Source organism: Halioxenophilus sp. WMMB6 (genome assembly GCF_033283405.1).
Classification (GTDB): Bacteria; Pseudomonadota; Gammaproteobacteria; order Pseudomonadales; family Cellvibrionaceae; genus Halioxenophilus.
In genome coordinates this window covers 669,005-689,554 of sequence record NZ_JAWMQR010000001.1, presented here as the reverse complement: position 1 = coordinate 689,554, position 20,550 = coordinate 669,005, and the positions used below count along the sequence as shown (strand labels likewise).

The 20,550-nt window shown below is 49.6% G+C and carries 15 protein-coding genes; 10 read left to right on the top strand and 5 right to left on the bottom strand.

Features of this window, described 5'->3' with window-relative positions; translation table 11 throughout:
* Nucleotides 1–10 precede the first annotated feature (10 nt).
* The 3 genes from SBL51_RS02940 (at nt 11) to nhaA (ending at nt 3,383) form a co-directional block, all read left to right on the top strand.
* A complete protein-coding gene (locus SBL51_RS02940; RefSeq protein ID WP_317929058.1) occupies nt 11–874 on the top strand; it encodes a transglutaminase family protein in 864 nt (287 codons plus the stop codon).
* Between the two features lie 22 nt (nt 875–896).
* A complete protein-coding gene (locus SBL51_RS02935; protein WP_317929057.1) occupies nt 897–1,679 on the top strand; it encodes a transglutaminase family protein in 783 nt (260 codons plus the stop codon).
* 228 nt (nt 1,680–1,907) lie between these two features.
* Nucleotides 1,908–3,383, top strand: a complete 1,476-nt coding sequence (nhaA, locus tag SBL51_RS02930) for a Na+/H+ antiporter NhaA (RefSeq protein ID WP_317929056.1) — start codon at nt 1,908–1,910, stop codon at nt 3,381–3,383.
* A 424-nt stretch (nt 3,384–3,807) separates the two neighbouring features.
* Here the strand turns inward: nhaA and SBL51_RS02925 are convergent, their stop codons facing one another.
* Complete coding sequence (locus SBL51_RS02925) at nt 3,808–4,017, bottom strand: cold-shock protein (protein ID WP_317929054.1); 210 nt, start codon at nt 4,015–4,017, stop codon at nt 3,808–3,810.
* Nucleotides 4,018–4,212: 195 nt separating this feature from the next.
* Nucleotides 4,213–4,887 carry a class I SAM-dependent methyltransferase gene (locus tag SBL51_RS02920; protein WP_317929053.1) on the bottom strand — a complete coding sequence of 225 codons (675 nt, stop codon included), beginning with the start codon at nt 4,885–4,887 and terminating at the stop codon, nt 4,213–4,215.
* Nucleotides 4,888–6,331: 1,444 nt separating this feature from the next.
* Here SBL51_RS02920 and SBL51_RS02915 point away from each other — a divergent pair.
* The 4 genes from SBL51_RS02915 (at nt 6,332) to SBL51_RS02900 (ending at nt 9,675) form a co-directional block, all read left to right on the top strand.
* On the top strand, nt 6,332–7,042 hold the full coding sequence (locus SBL51_RS02915; RefSeq protein WP_317929052.1) for an outer membrane beta-barrel protein: 711 nt from the start codon (nt 6,332–6,334) through the stop codon (nt 7,040–7,042).
* 684 nt (nt 7,043–7,726) lie between these two features.
* Entirely contained in the window at nt 7,727–8,467 is a 741-nt protein-coding gene (locus SBL51_RS02910) for a YbhB/YbcL family Raf kinase inhibitor-like protein (protein WP_317929051.1), read from the top strand.
* 69 nt (nt 8,468–8,536) lie between these two features.
* Entirely contained in the window at nt 8,537–8,929 is a 393-nt protein-coding gene (locus SBL51_RS02905) for a carboxymuconolactone decarboxylase family protein (protein WP_317929050.1), read from the top strand.
* 227 nt (nt 8,930–9,156) lie between these two features.
* Nucleotides 9,157–9,675, top strand: a complete 519-nt coding sequence (locus SBL51_RS02900) for an HD domain-containing protein (protein WP_317929048.1) — start codon at nt 9,157–9,159, stop codon at nt 9,673–9,675.
* A 94-nt stretch (nt 9,676–9,769) separates the two neighbouring features.
* Here the strand turns inward: SBL51_RS02900 and SBL51_RS02895 are convergent, their stop codons facing one another.
* The 3 genes from SBL51_RS02895 to SBL51_RS02885 all read right to left on the bottom strand — a co-directional run bounded on the left by SBL51_RS02895 (nt 9,770) and on the right by SBL51_RS02885 (nt 14,821).
* Nucleotides 9,770–12,289, bottom strand: a complete 2,520-nt coding sequence (locus tag SBL51_RS02895; protein WP_317929045.1) for an esterase-like activity of phytase family protein — start codon at nt 12,287–12,289, stop codon at nt 9,770–9,772.
* Nucleotides 12,290–12,579: 290 nt separating this feature from the next.
* Entirely contained in the window at nt 12,580–14,046 is a 1,467-nt protein-coding gene (locus SBL51_RS02890) for a HAMP domain-containing sensor histidine kinase (protein WP_317929043.1), read from the bottom strand.
* A gap of 19 nt (nt 14,047–14,065) precedes the next feature.
* The gene (locus tag SBL51_RS02885; RefSeq protein WP_317929041.1) at nt 14,066–14,821 is read right to left on the bottom strand and encodes a response regulator transcription factor; all 756 of its coding nucleotides are present in this window, start codon (nt 14,819–14,821) and stop codon (nt 14,066–14,068) included.
* 298 nt (nt 14,822–15,119) lie between these two features.
* On the opposite strand from SBL51_RS02885, the gene SBL51_RS02880 reads away from it, so the two are divergent.
* The 3 genes from SBL51_RS02880 (at nt 15,120) to SBL51_RS02870 (ending at nt 20,520) form a co-directional block, all read left to right on the top strand.
* Nucleotides 15,120–15,515, top strand: coding sequence for an SMI1/KNR4 family protein (locus SBL51_RS02880; RefSeq protein WP_317929039.1), 396 nt, complete (start codon nt 15,120–15,122; stop codon nt 15,513–15,515).
* A 141-nt stretch (nt 15,516–15,656) separates the two neighbouring features.
* Complete coding sequence (gene asd, locus SBL51_RS02875) at nt 15,657–16,766, top strand: aspartate-semialdehyde dehydrogenase (RefSeq protein ID WP_317929037.1); 1,110 nt, start codon at nt 15,657–15,659, stop codon at nt 16,764–16,766.
* A 376-nt stretch (nt 16,767–17,142) separates the two neighbouring features.
* The gene (locus SBL51_RS02870) at nt 17,143–20,520 is read left to right on the top strand and encodes a FimV/HubP family polar landmark protein (RefSeq protein ID WP_317929035.1); all 3,378 of its coding nucleotides are present in this window, start codon (nt 17,143–17,145) and stop codon (nt 20,518–20,520) included.
* Nucleotides 20,521–20,550: the final 30 nt, after the last annotated feature.

Below are 20,550 nucleotides of genomic sequence, written 5' to 3'. Positions count from 1 at the left end.
TGAAGACTGGATGAAACGTTATAAAATAGTCCACAAGACTCAGTACAATTTTTCCGGTATGGTTTTGTTACAGCCACACACCTTGCGGCTGCGGCCAAGGGAGGGGCATGAACTCCGTATTGAAAGTTCAAAGCTGGATATATCTCCGCCTGCTACACTGCGTTGGCACCGGGATGTGGAAGGAAATTCTGTTGCCATTGCGACCTTCATTGACAGCACACAAATTCTGACCGTACAAAGCGAGATCACTATCCAACAATATGACCAACTCCCCCACGACTTTTTGGTTGCGGATTATGCGGTCGCTTACCCCTTTTATTACACCGATGAAGATAAAGTGCTGTTATCTCCATATATGATTCCACCTGGCATGGCAGCATCCAACACCCTAACAAACTGGATTAATGATATTTGGCAGCCTGGCGAGAAAATTCAAACCTTCGCCTTATTACTTCGGCTAAACCAGCGTATCTATCAGACCTTAACCTACCGGAGCCGCGAAGAAGAAGGTGTGCAAAGCGCTGAGCAAACCCTATCTTGTTGTTCAGGTTCCTGTCGTGATTCAGCTTTCCTTTTTATGGCCGCTGCAAGGCAATTGGGCTTTGCGGCACGGTTTGTCAGCGGCTACATCTACTCGAACGCTACCACTAATTCACTCGGTCAATCAGGGTCTACCCACGCCTGGGCTGAAGTGTTTCTTCCTGGTGCAGGGTGGAAAGGCTTTGACCCTACCATAGGCAATATTGTCGGGGCCGAGCATATTGCTGTCGCTGTAGCAAGATTACCGGAATCCGTGCCGCCTATCTGTGGGGCCTTTCATGGGCCGCCTGGCGCAAATATGATGGTGAATGTTTGGGTTACAGAATTGGACTAATCGTCGAAAGGATATTTTCGATATGTGGTTACAAACAAGCTGTGAATTAAAATTTGTGATAGATGTTCCAACGCCTTTTATTTTAATGCTTCGACCAAGAAGCGGTGCACAACAGTGGATTGCAAGCGAAGAGTATCTTCTCTATCCGAGTGTTCCTGCGTTTGAGTTTACGGATGACTATGGCAATCTTTGCCAACGCCTGATCGCTCCGCCGGGTGATTTTACTGTATATACCTCTTCCCGAATTATGACTGCTGACAATGTCGATCAAGCACCTGGTGGGACTTTTGTTGATATTCAAAATCTGCCAGACAGTGTACTGAAATATTTGCTACCCAGCCGCTATTGTGAATCTGACCGTTTTGGAGATATGGCGTCTGAAATCACAGCTGATCAACAACTCGGTTATGACCAGGTAGCCGAGATTGAACACTGGCTCCACACCACGATTGGCTATCAACCAGCCAGCAGCTTCTCATCATTATCTGCGATTGAAGTGAATCAGCAAAAATCAGGGGTATGCAGAGATCTCGCGCATCTGGGTATTGCGCTATGCCGGGGCTTGAGTATTCCCGCTCGTATGGTCGTTGGATATTTGTATGGTCTTGAGCCAATGGAATTACACGCTTGGTTTGAAGCCTATGTTGCCGATCGCTGGTATACCTTTGATGCGTCCCGGCAAGTTAAAAAGGGTGGTTATATTGCTATTGGTTATGGCCGCGATGCTGCCGATGTGGCGGTTTATAATCAATTTGGGCCTACTGTTACCCCAGTTCATCAAAAAGTATCTGTGCAACTTATTTAACGCTTGTGAGAGCCCGGCACTAATGATCACTCCAGCCAAATATTTTGTTTACAGCATCAAAGGATGTACGAAGTTTGAGTTAAGCGGGTCTACCGAAATTCAATTATCGGAGTAAAAAATTGAGCAAGCCAGGCGCAGGACTAATCGCTGAACATGGCATTGCCAGTGAGCGAGTGAATGTCTATCACATTCAAAAACTTCAATACAACAAGCTCCAAGACGCAATGAATGATGCCGGGCTCGACCTGGAAGAGAACTCTGCAAGCGCTGCTTCAGAATCTGAAAGAATATCGTCAAGTTGAGGTGCTGGGGAAAGTGAGTAATAAATCGTCTGGTTTTGAACGAGGGCATTCCACACAATTGCCAAAGGAATATATCGATAGGTTAGTTCAGCCGCTGTCACGTTTTTTTCAAGTTGAAGCTGCTGCAGGCATGGTGTTACTGTTTTTTACACTGCTCGCACTGTATCTGGCCAATTCACCGTTAAATGAATCCTTCAGTCATTTCTGGAATACCCCTGTGGGTGTTCACATTGGCACCCTTGAGCTTGAGCGATCCTTGCATCACTGGATTAACGATGCCGTGATGACCTTGTTTTTCTTTCTGATCGCGCTGGAGCTCAAACGTGAGTTAGTGCTAGGAGAGTTGCACGATTTTAGAGTGGCGATGTTATCGATTGCCGGAGCTGTAGGCGGTATGTTAGTTCCCGCACTGATTTATCTTTTTTTTCAGTGGGGACAGTCAGGTCAGCACGGTTGGGGAACAGTCATGGCGACAGATACGGCGTTCGTGATTGGTTGTCTGGCCTTATTGGGAACCCGTATTCCCAAAAGTTTGCGGGTCTTTATGTTGTCGCTGGCTATAGTGGATGATTTGGGTGCCATTATTGTGGTGACCTTGGGGTATGGCGATCAAATTGACTGGCTCGCTATTATGCTCGCGGTCGTGGGTTTCTCGGCAGTTAAAGCGATGGCACTGCTCGGAGTTCGTAGCATTACGCTGTTTTTTTTATTAGGCGGAGGGATTTGGTTGGCTGTCGATGCATCGGGTATTCATCCTACAGTGACGGGGGTCATACTGGGCCTGATGACCCCCACGACTAAGTGGGTCAGCGATGATCGCTTGCATACCATTATGGACTGTGTGGTGGCATATCCCCGAGGGGATCATTGGAGTGGCAATACGCTTGATCGTAAAGCACTGAAAACGGCCGAAGCGGCAGCACGCGAGGCTCTTTCCCCTCTGGAGCGCCTGGAGATGCTACTTCACCCCTGGGTGGGTTTTGTAGTTATGCCAGTGTTTGCTTTCGCCAATGCCGGCATTCCAATTACTACCACAGATTTCGCAACCCCATTAACAATCGCTGTCTTCCTTGGGCTTGTTTTGGGTAAGCCTATCGGTGTACTGCTATTCAGCTGGATAGCAGTTCATCTGCGTATTGCGATTCTACCCAAAGACTTACCTTGGCCCATGATTCTTGGTGGTGGATTACTGGCAGGTATAGGGTTTACCATGGCGATGTTTATTGCCAACTTAGCCTATAATCTGGAGCAAATTAATGCTGCAAAACTGGGTATATTGTCTGCCTCACTATTTTCCGCATTGTTAGGGGTGATTGTATTAAGGTTATTTTCAAGGTCCAAAATCCTACTCGAGAATACTGTCGGTGAGGACTCTATGCGGCACAGAACTACTGAAAATTAAGGTTTTAGTCTAAAAGAGCGTGGCTATGATTCTCTCAAATAAGAAAAACTGCGTAAATGCTACCCTTCAAGAATTTCGTTCGGAAAAGACATCGAATAACAATGAGTTTTTGCTAAGAATAATTTCTATCCAAGAAGTTTTTGAACATGGTATTTAGGACGGTGTTAAAAAGTCCGTAATTCAGGCTCGGCTACTTTGAACTGGTGGCAATGATTATATCAACTGCCGCCAAATCTTCATCATTTTCCAGCTTTGAATCGGGTGCTAATACACTGTATCAATAACTATTGGATTCTATTTTACTAATCGTTTTGTCATAGAAAGAAGATTAGGTTAGAGCAAGGAAACGGGTTTGGAAATATACATCAAGAAGTGTAGAGCCGGGGCTACAAGCACCGGCACGCAAAAAACATTGTGATGAAGGCTAAATCGCAACAATGTTCTCGGCTTGTGGGCCTTTTTGCCCCTGAGCTACAGTAAACTCAACTGACTGGCCTTCAACCAGAGTTTTGAATCCATCGCCGATAATTGACTTAAAGTGAGCGAAAAGATCGGGGCCTGATTGTTGTTCGATAAAGCCATAGCCTTTGGATTCGTTGAACCATTTTACGGTTCCTGTAGTTTTTTCTGACATAAGAATAACCTGAAATAAATAAAAATGACCAAATATAATTTGGGGGATACTAGAGAAAATAGACTGAAATTTAGAAACTACAGGACGACGAACTGCGGCGAGATGGAGGTTGAAAATTAGAGGCTAAGTTTTTAGCTGTGCGAACCTTAGAGAGTTTCGCTCTCTGTGTCAAGCGTATCGTAAAGCTCCCAGTTATCAATAAGTGGGCGTTCTTGAAAAGTTATAGCGCTTAAAATTTAGTCTTACGCCATTTACCTTTTGTTCTGGAAAATCTTCGATTTCACAATGAATATTAAAAGCGGTTAGATGCTTTACGAATTTATTGGCTAACCGACGTCGTTGCTCTATCAGTATCACTTTGCCGTTTTTTGCAAGATGGCAGTTAATAAACGTGGCAAGTATTTCAATATTATCGCTGTCGTACAGCAGATCACTACCAATAATTAAGTCAAAGACTCCCCGGTTTGTTATCGGCTTGTGCCAATCGCCGTGAAAATACCGTATGGCGGGCAGACCATTGAGAGCAGCGTTATCGGCTAAAAGTGTTTTTGTGAGTGGGTGGTAATCACTGGCGGTAATGTCCGCTCCTTTGGAGGACGCAACCAGGCTTGCCAAGCCAATCCCACAACCGACTTCGAGTATGCGCAAGTTGTTTAATGGTGATTCACTGATAACTTCTGCGAGCATAATACCAGAAGGCCATAACATGCCGCTTATCGGCCACATGGCCGAAGAAATTCCGAGCGCAGCAGCCGTCCCCTCAGGATCGAAAAACTGTGTTTTATCTTTGAGGGATTTAATGTAATAAGATACCCCGTGAATCAGGGTGGTTTCTTGCTTGGTTAAATAGGCTTCCACGGCTTTGCTCACATGATTAGTCGTTCGTGAATGAACATGGGCAATGAGCAGACCGGATTTAGAGGGACGGTTGTGAAATGGTGCTAACTGTCAATCGAATATCAAAGGATATGGGCATTCCGCATGGGCAGGACAGAGAACATACGCTATTGGGCTGCCAATAGATATACCTGAGTAGCGCTATTTTGCAGGATCAAATACATCAACTCGAAATTTAGTCCGTAAAATAACATTGTTCACCTTGTTACCAAAATGGATAGTTACATGACCAGTCATTGCCGGAACGATCTAAGTGCGTATTGTCAGGGATTTTTATGGGCACGGAGGCTGTGTTTGAATGTCTATATTCTCTTTGACATTGCCATTCATCGCCATCATCGTTGAGAAACGCATTTTCCGGAATCGATAGTACTTTGCTTTGTAGTGCGAATTTTTTCTGACGTATCCCCTTTCACGGCGCACTCTCTACCATTAATTTCCAGAAAAGCAATTAAACTTAAGGCGGGCTTGATCCTTGTCAGCGTAACCATACGGGCACTTCCAACCCTTGTCGTAACGGGAACGGGAGAGATGCTGTGATATCATTGATCCCAGAGTGTGGGCTTTTTACTGGCCCTTGGGGGTAGTAGTCTCACTCTGCAGTTCTGGTTTCGCCTTGTAAAGAGGGGCTAATCAGCAGAAAGTGAAACTATTTTCAAGAAATTTCTAGGCAGGGTATTTTTCGTGGTATTGTGAATGTGTCGATTTATAACTATCTGAAAATAAAGAAAAACAATTGCTTATTTATAATCGAGTGGGAGTAAGGTGGCATAGGCGGGTAAGGCCTGTATCTGCTCTCAACTGAGGCTGCGGGAAAATTTCCTCTGAGCAATAGTCAGTTTAAATAAGCAATAGACAGTTTAAAAATAGAGGAGGATCATGCCAGCTGTGGCGGCCAGGATGGCCAGCCGGGGCGGGGATGCTGGGCGCTACCAGCTCCTCGCCCAGCGCAAGCCCCTCCCGAGATCCGGGCGACAGCTCTTACGCTCCAACTGCAGGGTTAACCAACTCCAGCGTCACCTCAATACCCTGCACCCGGCCGATAGCCTTAGTGCCCTCTGTTTTGTTGCAGTGGCTCCGGCAGGGAGGAATCTAGGGTTGTTTGAACAGTTCCAGGTTACAGCTGAGTATGCTAGGGCCTGTTAACACTAATTTAGCACCACTGCTGGAGGTCAGTTTTTTGTCCAGCTAGGCGCCAGACGTGCTATGTAGTGGGCCTACATAAGCGGCTGGCAACAACGCTGGGCAAAAAACTGGCCCCAGCCCGATGGGTTGAGCCTGAAATGAGCTCGCTCGTTGTTGCTCACCGCTGATTTGGGCTCACCAAACTACGCGGCTCGCGCCTAGATCGAGCTCATTTCAAGCTCAACAGAGGTGCTAAATTAGTGTTAACAGGCCCTAGCAGGAGCGTTCCACCATGACTTCCAGAATCGGTCACTCTATTCACGCGCTGGTATTACCGGCCTTTATTTTCCTTGCGGGCACAGCAGCAGCGACCGTCGCAGAAGCGGCAAGCGATAGCCCATCACAATCAACGTCTGACAACGCTCAGCAAGCAGAAATACTAACGTCGCTGCTCGATCATTATTATCTTTCCCTATCGGCTACTGACTTTGAGGCGGCAGACAATTCCGGCCAAATGGATGTCAGTGATAATCGCTATGGCTACGGAGCTAATTTCGGCTGGGTATTTAATCGATATTTGGCGTTGGACACCGGGTTAATGTGGTTTAGCGCCGACTACGAGCGCAATGGTGCTGTAATTCCAGGTACCACAAACAATAATCTACGAATTAACACCTACGGCATCGATCTGAACCTGCGGCTAAGCTACCCGCTCAAGCGCTTTACCACGTTTTTAAGCGCGGGCAGAGGCTATTACAACAGTGATATGTGGACGGTAAGACCCGGTGACAGGGGGTTTACACTGGAAGGCCCCCCGTCCAGCGAGTCGGGTGCTGGATCCAGTTTTGGCCTGGGTATCGGCATACCCCTAGGTAATAAATCATGGCTCGATTTTTCCTGGCGTTACCTGAAACTCGATCTCAATTTTGGTGAATACAGCCAAGGCCGTATCGATGCCGGCGGCGATCTCTTCAGTATCACCTTTCGTGCTGGCGGCTTCTAAGGCTCTTCTATTGTGAGAAGCCAACAGCCAGTGACCGTTGGCTACAGCCAACACCCGGGTGCGGATGGCTGCCCGCTAGAGATGAATAACCCGCTAGAGATGTATAAAAAGGCGGCTTAGCTGAAATAACCAGAGCGCGTTGCAACCTGCTCTTAGCGTAGGTCAGGTTCACACTCACGAAAAGACCAGCATTCCACTTTGCAGATACCTTGGTTGGCGTTACAGACGCCGCTATGGACTGGCCGGACAGAATCCTACGGTAGCCTCCTTTGCCAAACCATTTGAACTCCACTCCGGAAATTGTAGATCTCCCTCAGCAGGCCAAGATACTCATGCCTGTTAGAGGACTGCTCTCGGCTCTGCGGCTGAAAATGCTACGCAATAGCACTAATGATGCTGTTTTTGTTGCAGCTGGGGCTGACAGCAGTTGTTGTTAAGGTCATCGTGTGGGTTTGGATGGGTGTGGTGGGGGGCACAAAGATTATCAAAAGCTGAAGCAGCGGTTACTTGAATAGTAGGGGCGCATGGCTGTTACTCAGTATCGCATCGATGTTTGGCCGGGTGTTCTGTTAGCTTATGATACGGCTTTGCACGCGACGTCGGCTGATCCAGTGTCGGCTTTCAGTGTTAGTACTTCTTACAAAAATATAAAACTTCTATTTTGCCGATGAGAGTTACTGACTTGTGCCTTATGATGTTTTACCTTTTGCTATGCCGCGCACCTTAAAAAGCCAACCTTTGGGAGCGCTAGAGCCAACATTGCCGGACATGAGTGCTTATGGACTGCTCTATTTCCAGATCGAAATCACAAATACGTGGTATGGCAATATCCAGTTGAAAAATAGAAAACAGATAAACAATGGGGGAGTTATGAAATTAAAAAACATTATCTTAATGGCCACGGCTGGCCTGTTATCACAGTGGGCAGTTGCAGGTGATCTTACCTTGTCCAGCAAAACGATCGCGCCAAACGCCACCTTAACCAACGAGCAGGTCTTTAAGGGCTTCGGTTGTAGCGGCGAGAATGTATCACCGGATTTAACCTGGACGCCTGGCCCAGAAGGTACCAAAAGTTATGCGGTAACCGTTTACGACCCCGATGCGCCAACCGGCTCGGGTTGGTGGCATTGGGTGGTCTATGATATTCCTGCCGATGTAACGGCATTGGCTAAGGGCGCTGGTGTGCTTGATAGCGAGGCCTTGCCGGCTGGTACTAAACAGGCGCGTACCGATTTTGGTAGTCACGCCTTTGGTGGCGCTTGCCCGCCCGCAGGCGATAAACCGCATCGTTATGTATTTACGGTGTTCGCGCTGAAAACAGAAACTTTGGGTGTGCCGGACGATGCCACGGCTGCGCTGATCGGCTTTATGATCAACGCCAATACCTTGGGTTCCAGCAGTTTTACCGCATTTTACGGTCGTTAATCTGGTGTATGAGGGGGCATTTCAACCGAAATGTCTCCACTATCATTGCAATCGGGGGCAGCAGGGCTTATGAATCAGGAAAAGTTTGATAAAGGCATGGCGATGCGTCGGCAGGTGTTGGGCGATGCTTATGTTGATAAAACCTTGCAGGCCGCTTCCGAATTCACCGCGCCTCTGCAAACCTACATCACTGAAAATTGCTGGGGTGACACTTGGGTCCGAGAGGGGTTAAGCAAGCAGACCCGCAGCCTGATAACGGTTGCTACTCTGGCCGCATTGAAGGCATCGGCAGAGCTTAAAACACACGTTCGCGGCGCCTTGCGTAACGGTTGTTCAATAGCAGAGATTCAAGAAGTTTTGCTCCATTCCACCGTCTATTGCGGTGCGCCTTCAGGCATAGAAGCCTTTCGTGCAGCCAAAGAAGTTATCGATGAGTGGCTGCTGGAAAACCCTGTGGCTTGAAAGCCTTTTATATTTTCAGTAACGTTAGCCCGCGTTTCAAACCACTATGCAAGCTGCTAAATAGGCTAGGTTTCCATTTGCTGTGATGGTTATCTGGCTGCTATTCACTGGCTTTTGCTTTAGGTTTGCAACGACCATAGGCTTGTCTGACCCAGTAATTGCTGATGGATACCAGCTGTGAAACTTAGGGCGGAGCCGATAACGTTTAACTGTAAAAAGGCTTTCTTATGTTAATTGTTAAGGCGATGGAGTTTGCGCAAAACGCACACAATGCTATCGACCAAAGACGCAAATATACCAATGAGCCTTATATTGTTCACCCTGCCGCGGTTGCTAGACTGGTTTCCAGCGTAACGGAAGATATTGCCATGATCTGTGCGGCTTGGTTACACGATGTTGTTGAGGATACCAAAGTTACACTGAATCAACTGGAGGTTGAGTTCGGCGAGGACATCGCCACTCTGGTGGCCGAGCTAACCAACCTTTCCGGCAATATGGATAGCGCTCGGCAGGAGCGTAAAGCGGTTGATTATCATCATACGGCCAGGGCAAGCTCCCGGGCAAAGACGATTAAACTGGCCGATATTATCGATAACGTCTCGACTATCGTGGAGCATGACCCAACCTTTGCCAAGGTTTACATTGCCGAGAAGAGAGCACTGCTGGAGGTGTTAACTGAGGGCGATGCTGAGCTTTATGAACAGGCAGAGGCGTTAGTCTCTACGCTGGCCAGTGAGTACTGTTAAAGGTTCTGTCAGTGAGTAGTGGCAAGGGTTATTGCAAAGCAGAAAGGCTGGAGCCAACCGCCTGATCTCGGTTGGCTCCAGGTCTAATTGGCATTTAGTCCAGGATAGGACCCAGGTTTAACAACTGCGTTTCACCACTGTTGTCATCGACACCGTCATTATCGTTGATGATCCAGACATCACCATCGGCCGATAGCGCCATACCCTCAATCTTCTCCGCAATCAGACCACCCGCTTTGGCCAAGTCGGGAATTAGATCGCGAACCAGGGTTTTCGTTACGGTATCGCCATCCACTAATCCAGTTACATCAAAGCGGTAGAGTCGCTTGATCGCAGCATCAGGGCCGGCCTGGTTGTCCCGCTCTACCACCATGAATTGACCATCGTCCAGAGAGGTGAGATCAGACAAACCTACCCAGCCACCGTTTTGCGACTCTGGAGCATCCAGGGTGTAGTTGAGGAAGCTCCAACTGGCACCGGCAATATTGTAAACGCCAATACGAACTGCGCTATCGCCTGGCCAAACCCGTTGGAAAGCCACATAAACGGCACCGTTGTATTCCGCAACCCCTTCAAAACCGAAACGTAGCTGGTTGTCGCTAACGGCGGCGGGAAGGGTGATTACGGATTCAATAACGCCGTAAGCATCCGTTTTGAAGATAAAGTTAAGGCTGTTCACGGGGCGGCCGGCGTCACCCACGGTACCACTGCCTTCTGAGGCCACCCAAAAACCACCATCGCTGGCAACGGCAATACCTTCGGGGTCAACGTTGATGGTCTTATCGTCGTTAATTAACAGGGCCAGGTCAGCTTCATCAAAGACATCGGCGCGCGTGGGGTCATCATCACTGACTGAGGGATCCATTAGCGCAACAGTGCTGATACCGGCAAAAACATCTTTGGCATCACTGATGCGGGTTTCGTGGGTGAGCAGGGCTGGCTTGCTGCTGGTATCGATAGTGAAAATACGGCTTTTGCCATAGAAACTATCTTCGATAGAGTAGAGCGTATTAGGCGATAACGGATCGGCAGCCAGGCCAGACATAGCACTCCAGGGGATGGGTGTGCCGTCTTCACGCTCAGTTGAGTAGAGCGTAGGATAGCTGGCTGGTTGTGTGCCATAACGATAGATGTTGAGAGAGCCACGGAACTTATCACCACGAGCATCTTCTTCACTTGCCGCCACCAACAGATTACGGGAGGGGATGGACACCACGCCTTCAGGCCCTAAGGCGGCGGGCAGAGTCTGTTTGTAAGCAGGCTTGGTGAAATCCGCTACATCGTAAACAAATACCAGGCTTGAGCGCTCTGAGTTTACAAATAGGAATCGTTCGCTGCCGAACACGCCAAATTCCGCATTTTCCGGCTCATTGCCTTTGTTTTCCGAGCGGCCGTCCGGGTACTGACCTAGTTGTACCGTCAGATGATCCAGTGAGTTGCCGGAGTCGAAAATAACTTCACCCTCGGTATTAAACACAGTGAATCCGCGGCTGCCTCCCTGCCAATCACCTTCGTTTGCCGTGACAAAATATTCACTGTTCAGCCAGGTTACGCCATCGGGTTCTCGGGGAATGTTATCCAGTGAATCGGTCTGCGAAATAATGGCTGGGTCTTCTTCAACGTTATCAATTTGGGTAAGGTTAACGGTTCCTGCGGAGAAGTGATTAACGATGGCTCCGCTGGCCAAGTCAACCAAAACAAGATAGTTGTTTTCCTGAAAAGTTACGACAGCGATGTTGTCGCTGTTGATGTCGACATATTCCGGTTCTGGATCACCCGCGGCGATATCGGCCAGGCCGGTCATGTCGATGTTAGTACTGGTCCAGGCGGCGGGTTCTCCTGCTAAATTTACAACTACCAGGTAACCGGCAGGCGCTTGTGGCAGAGCACCATCGTTAAGATCTTCATCGCGTTCATTTTCTATGGCGATGGCGGCGTATTGTCCGTCTGGGCTAATGGCTACAGAATCGGGTTGGCCACCCAGCTCGATGGTACGAACGGCGGTTTGCGTGGCAATATCAACAATTACTAACTCACCGGATGTGTTGATAAAATCGGCTGATGTGTTTACCGCAGCTAACGCATAATCGCCGGCAACACCAACTGAGGTGGGTTCTCCGGCAAGAGGAAGTACGCCCAAGGCGGCGGGTTGCTCAGGATTGGTGATGTCGGTAAAACCAAGAACTTCTCGCTGGCTGTCGGTGTAGATCAATGTTTTGCCATCACTGCTTGCCGCAACAATTTCAGCTACAGTCTCGTCATCGACATCGCAGGTGGCATCCATTTGTAAACAGACCGGGAAGGTGGCGATGCGTTGAAAGTTTTTCGCTGAATTCACGTTCGCGGCATTACACACATAGTTGGTTGTGTCGATCTCACTGCTGCTCAAAATGCCATCTGAGTTGGCATCCACTCCACTATCAATGCGTACCCCACCGTTGAAGCAGGTAGCATCACCGTCAGCAATGTTTGTCTGAGTAGTGAGACTGCTCAGACCAGTGCTGCCATCGATACCATCTGTGCCGTTAACACCGTTGCGGCCATCGTCGCCATCACAGGCGGCGAGCATTACAGCCGCAATTGAAACGGCTAACAGTTTTGGTTTAAGACCCATTTATAAATCCCCATAACAATTATTTAGGTATCCCTAAGAAACAATCCGGCGGGGATTCTCTTACATCGCTATGAAAGTATTGTGACGGGCAAATGAAAGTGCTGAGGCCTAGTGTAAAGAGATGTAAATACCTCTTTACCGTATAGCTGCTTTTGAGGCTATTCGAAACGGGTTATCAATTGGTTAAATATGCGTGAGTGTGTGCGAAATAAATTGAGAGGCTGTTGCCCTTGGGGCAAGCACAACAAAAGCAAAAAACCAGTCAAAATAGAGGTTGTTGATGGTGTAAATTATTGCGCTAACGGTAAAGGAAATTCAAAACGAGCACCTTCGTTCGGTTTGGAGATTACGCTGATTCTGCTGTTGTGCAGCTCCAGTATACGTTTGACAATGGCGAGCCCCAGACCGGTGCCGGATTGTGCGGTAACCGGTGTGGCATTAGCGCTGCGATAGTAGCGATCAAAAATATAGGGTATTTCGTCTTGGCTAATGCCGGTGCCGGTATCGCTCAAGCTTACGTAAACACTGTGGTTGTCGGTGCTCAGTTTAATGCAGATCTCGCCACCTTCAGGAGTATGACGTAGGGCGTTGTCGATCAGGTTTTGAAACACCCGTTCAATTAAACTTAGGTCACCCAAGACCATGTAATTGTTATCGCCTGGCTGCAATTTTATTTTGACCCGCTTTTGTTCGGCCTGAATGGCAAACTCCTGGCTGATGTCACTAATCAGCTCCGCCAGGGGGAAGGGGGATTTGTCGACGCTGACACTGCGGCTCTCCAATTTGGATAATTCAAACAGGGCGGAAATTAAATTGCCTAACCGCTTACTGTGCTTTAACGCGATTTTGAGATAATTTTTTTGTTGTTCTTCATCCAGTTCACCCAGCTTTAGTAGGGTGGTTTCGATATAGCCTTGGATGTTGGCCAGTGGTGTGCGCAGATCGTGGGAGATATTGGATATCAGCTCTCTTCTTAGGCGCTCACTCTGTTGCATCTCACGGAACTGGCTTTTAATCCGCTCCTGCATTACCGAAAAAGAGGCCTCTAAGGCTTTTAGTTCATCGGCCGGTAACTCTTTGCTGGTGGTTAGTGCCTCTTGCTCTTCACTGAAAAAGGAGCGGGCTTGATCCGTGAGGTGTTTAAGGGGCTTGGTTATGCGGCTAAAACCAAGGTAGAGGCCCAGGCATAATACCAGCAGCAGTGCGGCTATGGCGGCAAAGGTTACCCGCATCACGTAACTGGAGCTTAACTGTTCGGCCAATGTCTGGAACAGTTGGCTGGATAAAACCACATACAGATAACCTTCAGTAACGCCGTTATTTGAAATCTCCGCCACTGAAAATATACAGCGTTCTTTTGGTAGGCGCGGATCCGAGCCGTAGATGGGGCCCTGGGCTTCACCACTTAATGCGTGTTTGATGGGTTCTAGATCAACGCTGGTTAAAATCACGTCGTCTGTGTTGAGGGCGTGGCCCAAAATCTGACCATCGGCATCCAGCAGATAGACCTCGACCAGCGGGTTGATCATCATTGTGTGCATTGCGGTATCTTTTAATACTTTGTCTCGGACCGCACCGGTATCGTCGAATAACGGTTGTTGATGTTTGATGATGTAGCTGGCCAGCTCCTTATTGAGAAGCTGTGTGATCTCGGCGTGGTATTGATTGGTGCTCCATAGGCTTACCGAAACGATGGCGGCGCTCACCATCAAGGTGAAGGTCACCAGCAGCAGGGACAACTTTCCGTATATAGGCACCTAAGCTTTACCCCCGCGCTCAGTTGGGGGTATCAAAGCGGTAGCCGACACCCCAAAGCGTATGGACAAAGGTGGGGTTGGCCGGATCGGGCTCTATTTTTGCCCGTAGACGGTTGATATGTGAGTTAACGGTGTGCTCATAGCCTTCGTGGCCATAGCCCCATACCTCCTGCAGCAGCTCCAGACGGGTAAATGCCCGGCCGGGATGGGAGGCAAAAAACCAGAGGAGATCAAACTCTTTGGCTGTTAACTCAACCATTTTGCCCGCGACGGTGACGGTTCGACGGGTACGATCGAGGATCAGATCATTGCGTACCAGGATGTCAGAGCTCTCCTGGCTGAGTTCACCCATCATACTGACCCGGCGTAACAGCGCTTTTACGCGGGCCGATAACTCCAGAATACTGAAAGGTTTGGTTAGATAGTCGTCTGCGCCTAACTCCAGGCCAAGCACCCGGTCGAGTTCGGTATCGCGTGAGGTGAGCATGAGGATGGGCACGTAGTTATAGTTGGCGCGTATCTGCCTGCAAATCTCAAGGCCATCCAGCCGCGGCAGTTGTAAATCCAGAATGATCAGATCCCAGGTTTCAGCAACGGCTTTCTTTAGACCCTCAAGGCCATCGAATGCGGTCTCTACCTGGCAGGTATCTGAATGGAGGTGGAGTTTGATCAAGTTGGCGATATCCTGTTCATCCTCCACCACCAGGATACGCTGGTTTTTGACTTGAACCTTGTGGTTGTGGTCACCAGGGGCGTGTTTGGGTTGTATATCCATTGCAACACCTGAGTTATCTGGTTGTATAAGCATGAGCTGATATCCATGTTGTTTAGCTGGGCTCTGGTTGCTGAGCCGATTCGTGCTACCCCTGTTATGCGCTCGCGGACTATCCTACAACGGATCTCTTTCACAATCCCAGACTACAGATTGATCTGGCGCGGGGTAGGTTATCTGACTATAAATGTGGCAATAAGTGTGAAAGCGTTGTATCACAAAATATTCACTTTTTACGGTGGAGCCGCCATGTTGGCGATGGGTTGTCATCTGTTTACTGCTAGGTTTGTGCGAGGAACCAATGGAAGAAGTTATTGAACGATTGCGTGAGGCTAATGAGAGTGTTCCCGTACCGCTGGAATTGCCCAGTTTTGAGCAGCTGGTGGAGGTGCAAGAGGCATTACTGATACACCTGCCAGACGAATATAGAGAATTTCTATTGGAAGTCAGCGACGTGATCTATGGCCATTTGGAACCCGCCACCATCGCCGACCCGGCTGCCCACACTTATCTTCCGGATATGGCATCCAAAGCTTGGGAAGAGGGGCTCGAGCGTCATCTTTTGCCTATCTGCGAGTATCACGCGGGGTATTACGTTATTGACCCAATGGGCGAGGTGAGCACCTGGCCAGACGACGGATCCGATAGTTGGCCCAATATCTGGCAGTGGGCCGATTCGGTCTGGCTCGACAGCTAATTTGGTGGGTAAGGGGCTAGCGACCACAGACGAAATAGGGCCCTAGGAGACCTTGGAATCGGTGCCTGGTCCATAGCCGCATGATCGCTTGAGTGGTAGAATCGCGGCCTTTCATATAACGAGCGGCAGAGAGTGTTCAAAATGCGTGTAGGGTTTGTTGGTTGGCGAGGAATGGTGGGATCTGTTCTTATGGAGCGGATGCAGTCGGAAAATGACTTCGCCGATATTGAGCCGATCTTTTTCACAACCTCTAACGTGGGCGGTAAAGCCCCTGCCATTGGTAAAGATTGCCCCGATTTACTGGATGCCAATAGCATTGATGCGCTCAAATCAATGGAGGCTATCGTCTCCTGTCAGGGAGGCGATTACACCAAAGAGATCTATCCAAAGCTGCGTGCGGCGGGTTGGCAGGGTTATTGGATCGACGCAGCTTCGGCGCTGCGTATGGCCGATGATGCGGTCATTATTCTCGACCCGGTTAACCGCGATGTGATTACCGATCAGCTGCACGCTGGCGCCAAGGACTTTATCGGCGGCAACTGTACTGTAAGCCTGATGTTGATGGCCTTGGGGGGGCTCTTCAAGGCTGGTTTGGTCGAGTGGGCCACAGCGATGACTTACCAGGCGGCCAGTGGTGCCGGTGCTCAAAATATGCGTGAGTTGATCTCGCAAATGGGTGCTTTGCACGCCGCCGTTGCTGATCAGCTTGCCGATCCGGCCAGCGCGATATTAACCATCGACAGCATGATCGCTGAGACCATGCGCGGTTCGGATTTCCCGACAGCCAATTTCGGTTACCCGCTGGCTGGCAGTCTGTTGCCATTTATTGACACTCAATTGGATTCTGGCCAAAGCCGGGAAGAGTGGAAAGCCGAGGCCGAGGCCAACAAAATATTGGGCACCAGTGCCAACCCAGTTCCCATTGACGGCACCTGTGTCCGTATCGGCGCAATGCGGTGCCACAGCCAGGCGCTGACACTTAAATTAACGCGTGATATTCCGTTAAACGAAATTGAATCACTCATTAAAGAGGCCAATGATTGGGTGAGTGTGGTACCCAACACCCGGGAAGCATCAATGGCTGATTTGACCCCAACCAAAGTAACCGGAACTTTAAGTGTGCCTGTCGGCCGGTTGCGTAAACTGAGTATGGGGCCGGAATATCTGAACGCTTTCACTGTAGGCGATCAGTTACTCTGGGGAGCGGCTGAACCACTGCGCCGTATGCTGCGAATCCTGTTGGAAAAGTAGTCTATACGCTATCGCTGTTGGGGCCGCTTTGCGGCCCTTTCGCTATCTGTGACCCAGTGCCGCTGCTCGATTACGCACTTTTTTGATCGCGTGCTAAATTCTAAAACTGTGGATTACATCAACATAATAAAGATAATTATGATATAAACGAGCCATTTGGCGGCGCTATCGTTGCGAAAATGCTATTTATAATGAATACTTACGTGGATCTATGAATCCAAATTCGAGGTTTATGGTGTCTCGAGCGAGGCTGGGAGCATCTCCTCGTAAAGAATCAGGGTTTTAGGCTACGCATAAGTCACTTCCTAAACCAGGCGGTGAGTCGTTTGCAAACAGTTAACCCAGACATGCAATGGAAATAATAAAGGGGCGTCCAATGCGTCTTAGTAAACTGGCATCAATCATCTCCGCTGTAGGCTTTGTGGTTGCAGAGCAGGTCTCTGCACTTGGCCTTGGAGAGATTAAGCTAAATTCCTCGCTGAATGAGCCGTTAAACGCGGAAATCAGACTGCTTCAGGTTAGAGACTTAACCGAAGAAGAGATTTTGGTGGGTTTGGCTTCCAATGCTGATTTCGAGCGTGTCGGCGTCGATAAAACCTTCTTCCTGACGGGGATGAAGTTCAGTGTTGACCTCGAGGCTCCAGGTGGACCGGTGGTTCACATCACTACCAACTCGCCAGTAAGAGAGCCCTTTTTAAACTTCCTGATTGAGAGCCAGTGGCCGAGTGGTCGTATTCTGCGTGAATACACCTTGTTGATGGATCTGCCGGTGTTCAGTGCTCAATCGGAGAGCACAGTCAGCGCCCCGGCAACTACAACACCAGTCCAGACAGACACTGCGCCGGCGTCCAGCGCTCCTGTCACTCGCCCGCGCGCCCCAACTCCTACCGCCCCCAGCAGCGTGCCGGCCAGCTACTCAGGCGACACCTATGGCCCAGTACAAGCCAGTGACACCCTGTGGAACATCGCATTAAAAGTTCGTCCAGGTAGCCAATATACCGTTCAGCAGACCATGATCGCTATTCAACGCCTGAACCCTGAGGCGTTTATCAATAACAATATCAACCTATTGCGTAAGGGCCAGGTTCTGCGGGTCCCTACTAGCGAACAGATCTCCGAGTTGAGTCGTACTCAGGCAATCAACGAGGTTGCCTTCCAGAATGACCGGTGGAGTCAAGGCGCGAGCAGCGGCCCAACATTGGTCTCTGATACCCGCAAGAGCTCAGCTACAGGTCCACAATCCACAGGTGGCCGTGTAACGGTTGGAGTTGGTGACGATAGCTCCACTTCAGTTTCACCGGGATCTGGCCGAGGCTCAGATAGCCAGTCTTCCGCTGCTCTGGAGAACGATCTGGCCATCGCAATGGAGCAGCTTGATACCGCCAATCGCGAGAACACTGAGCTGAAAGGTCGCATTGCTGATCTCGAAGAGCAGATCGATACAATGGAGCGCCTGGTCGAGGTCTCCAATGAGCAGTTGCGCGCCTTGCAATTGGCGGCGGAGCAATCCGCCCAGGATGAAGACACTGATGTAACCGCAGAGCCGGCCGAAAGTTCTACGCCAGAGGCTGAGATGGCCGATGCCAGCAGCGCGGCGTCCGAAGAGACTCCTGCAGAAGCCGCCGTTGAAGCACCGGCAGGCACCACTGATGATGCCGCTGAAGCACCTACAACCGAGGAGGCGACTCCGCCCCCGGCCAAACCGGCCCCGGCTACCAAACCGGATGCCCGCACGGTGGTTGTTTCAACACCGCCCGAGCCCTCGTTGGTCGACAAAATTATGGACAATATTGTCCTGGTTGCTGCGGTATTAGTGGCCGTGCTGTTGGCGATCTTCGTTCTTGTTAAAAAACTGCTTGGCAAAAAAGACGAGGAAGAAGAGGGATTTGATCCGTTCGAAGAGGCTTCGGACGAAGACGAAACGCTGGACATCGACGGTGAATCTTTCGATGGTGATTTCGATACCGAGATGGAGCCGTTTGAGAGCGATATCGAAACACCTACTGAGAAGCTTGCTGAGGAAGAGGAAGACCTCAGTAACCTGGTTCCAGAAGAGGTTATTGCTGAGGCTGATATTTACATAGCCTATGGCAAGTATGATCAGGCAGAGCAGATGCTGAAACGCGCGCTGCGTGCCGATCCTGCCAACACCGATGCCCGTGTTAAGTTGCTCGAAGTTTACGCGGAATCTGGCGAACTAGAGAAATTTGATGAGAATTTCCAGGAGGTTCATGCCTCCGGAAATAGCGGTGCCATTGGTCGTGGAGCCGTGTTGCGCAGTCAGTTCGCTGACGCGGCCCCGTTTGCTGTGGCAGCTGGCGTGGCCGCAGCAGGTTCTGTGGCGCAGAAACCCGTTGAAGAACTCGACTTTGACGCCATGGCTGCAGAGTTAGATGACGATGAAGAGACGATCAGCATCGACAATTCTGCGCCGGTAAATGATTTCTCTGCGTTGGATGAAGATAGCAGCACATCCGGTGAGTTTGACGACTTCGATTTCGACCTTGATCCCGAATTTGAATCGGAAGAGACCACTGCTGAGCCAGAGGACGGTGGGCTTGGTGATGAGATCAGCCTCGACATGGACTTCGAAGACATGTTGAACGCTGAGTCTGATGCCATTGACGATGCTGGTGAAGATGTTGGCAGCGCAGCTGCCACTGATAGCAAGTTCGACTTCGACTTTGATGATATGTCCGATTCCACCGCAGGTGAGCTGGAGTTGGAATCGGATAGCCTCTCTTTGGGTGACGATGACGATATCGCCTTGTCGTTTGATCTGGGTAGTGAAACCGAAACGGCAGAAGCTGCAGAAGATGAGCTGGATCTTTCTGATGATCTGGGCCTAGATGACTTCAACCTCGATCTATCCAGCGAAGAGAGCTCTGAAGATGAGCTGCTCTCCATTCCCGATGAAGAGCCAGAAACTCTCGATCTGGATGGCGATTTCTCGCTCGATTTCGACGAGCCGGAAGCGCCTGCGGTATCTCTGCAAGAGGAGAGCGTCAGCAGTAACAGCAAAGCCAAAGGCGACGAGTTGTCTGATATGGATGATCTCTCCCTTGAGGGCGATGAGCTGAGCGAGTCAATGTTTGATGACATCGACTCAGATTTAGACTTCGCTGCTCTTGGCTTGGATGATGATCTTGGCGATGACTCGGTCAATCTTGATAGTGATTTTGATTTTGCAATTGAAGGGCAGGAGCCAAGCGACGATGCGTTGTCCGAGGGCGATCTGATCACACCACAAAAAAGCTACGACAACACTCCGGAAGAAGAGGTGAGCTTCGATAGTGGTTCGTCGCTGATGGATTCCGACGACTCGGATGGTGACCTACAGGATCTGGGTGACGATCTTAATTTTGATACAGCGCTCGACCTCGACGCCTTAGACGACGAAATGGACGCTCTCGCTGGTGAGGTTGAACTTAACGATACCGACTCTTTTATGGGCGGTGATGAGCTGGACGATTCATTAAGTTCAGATGCCATGTTTGATGAGGTATTGGCCTCTTCAGAGCAGAATTTCGCCGATTTCGATGATGAAGATTCATTGTCTGATGGCGATTTGGACGATGGCATGGATTTTCTCGCCGATACGGACGAATCCGACACCAAACTCGACCTGGCCCGAGCCTATATCGATATGGGGGACGGTGAGGGCGCACGCGATATTCTCAATGAAGTACTACAAGAGGGTAGTGATCAACAAAAATCGGAAGCAAAAACACTGTTAGATAAAATCCCGTCCTAAAAGCGTGTTGCTTCACACCCCACAGCCCCA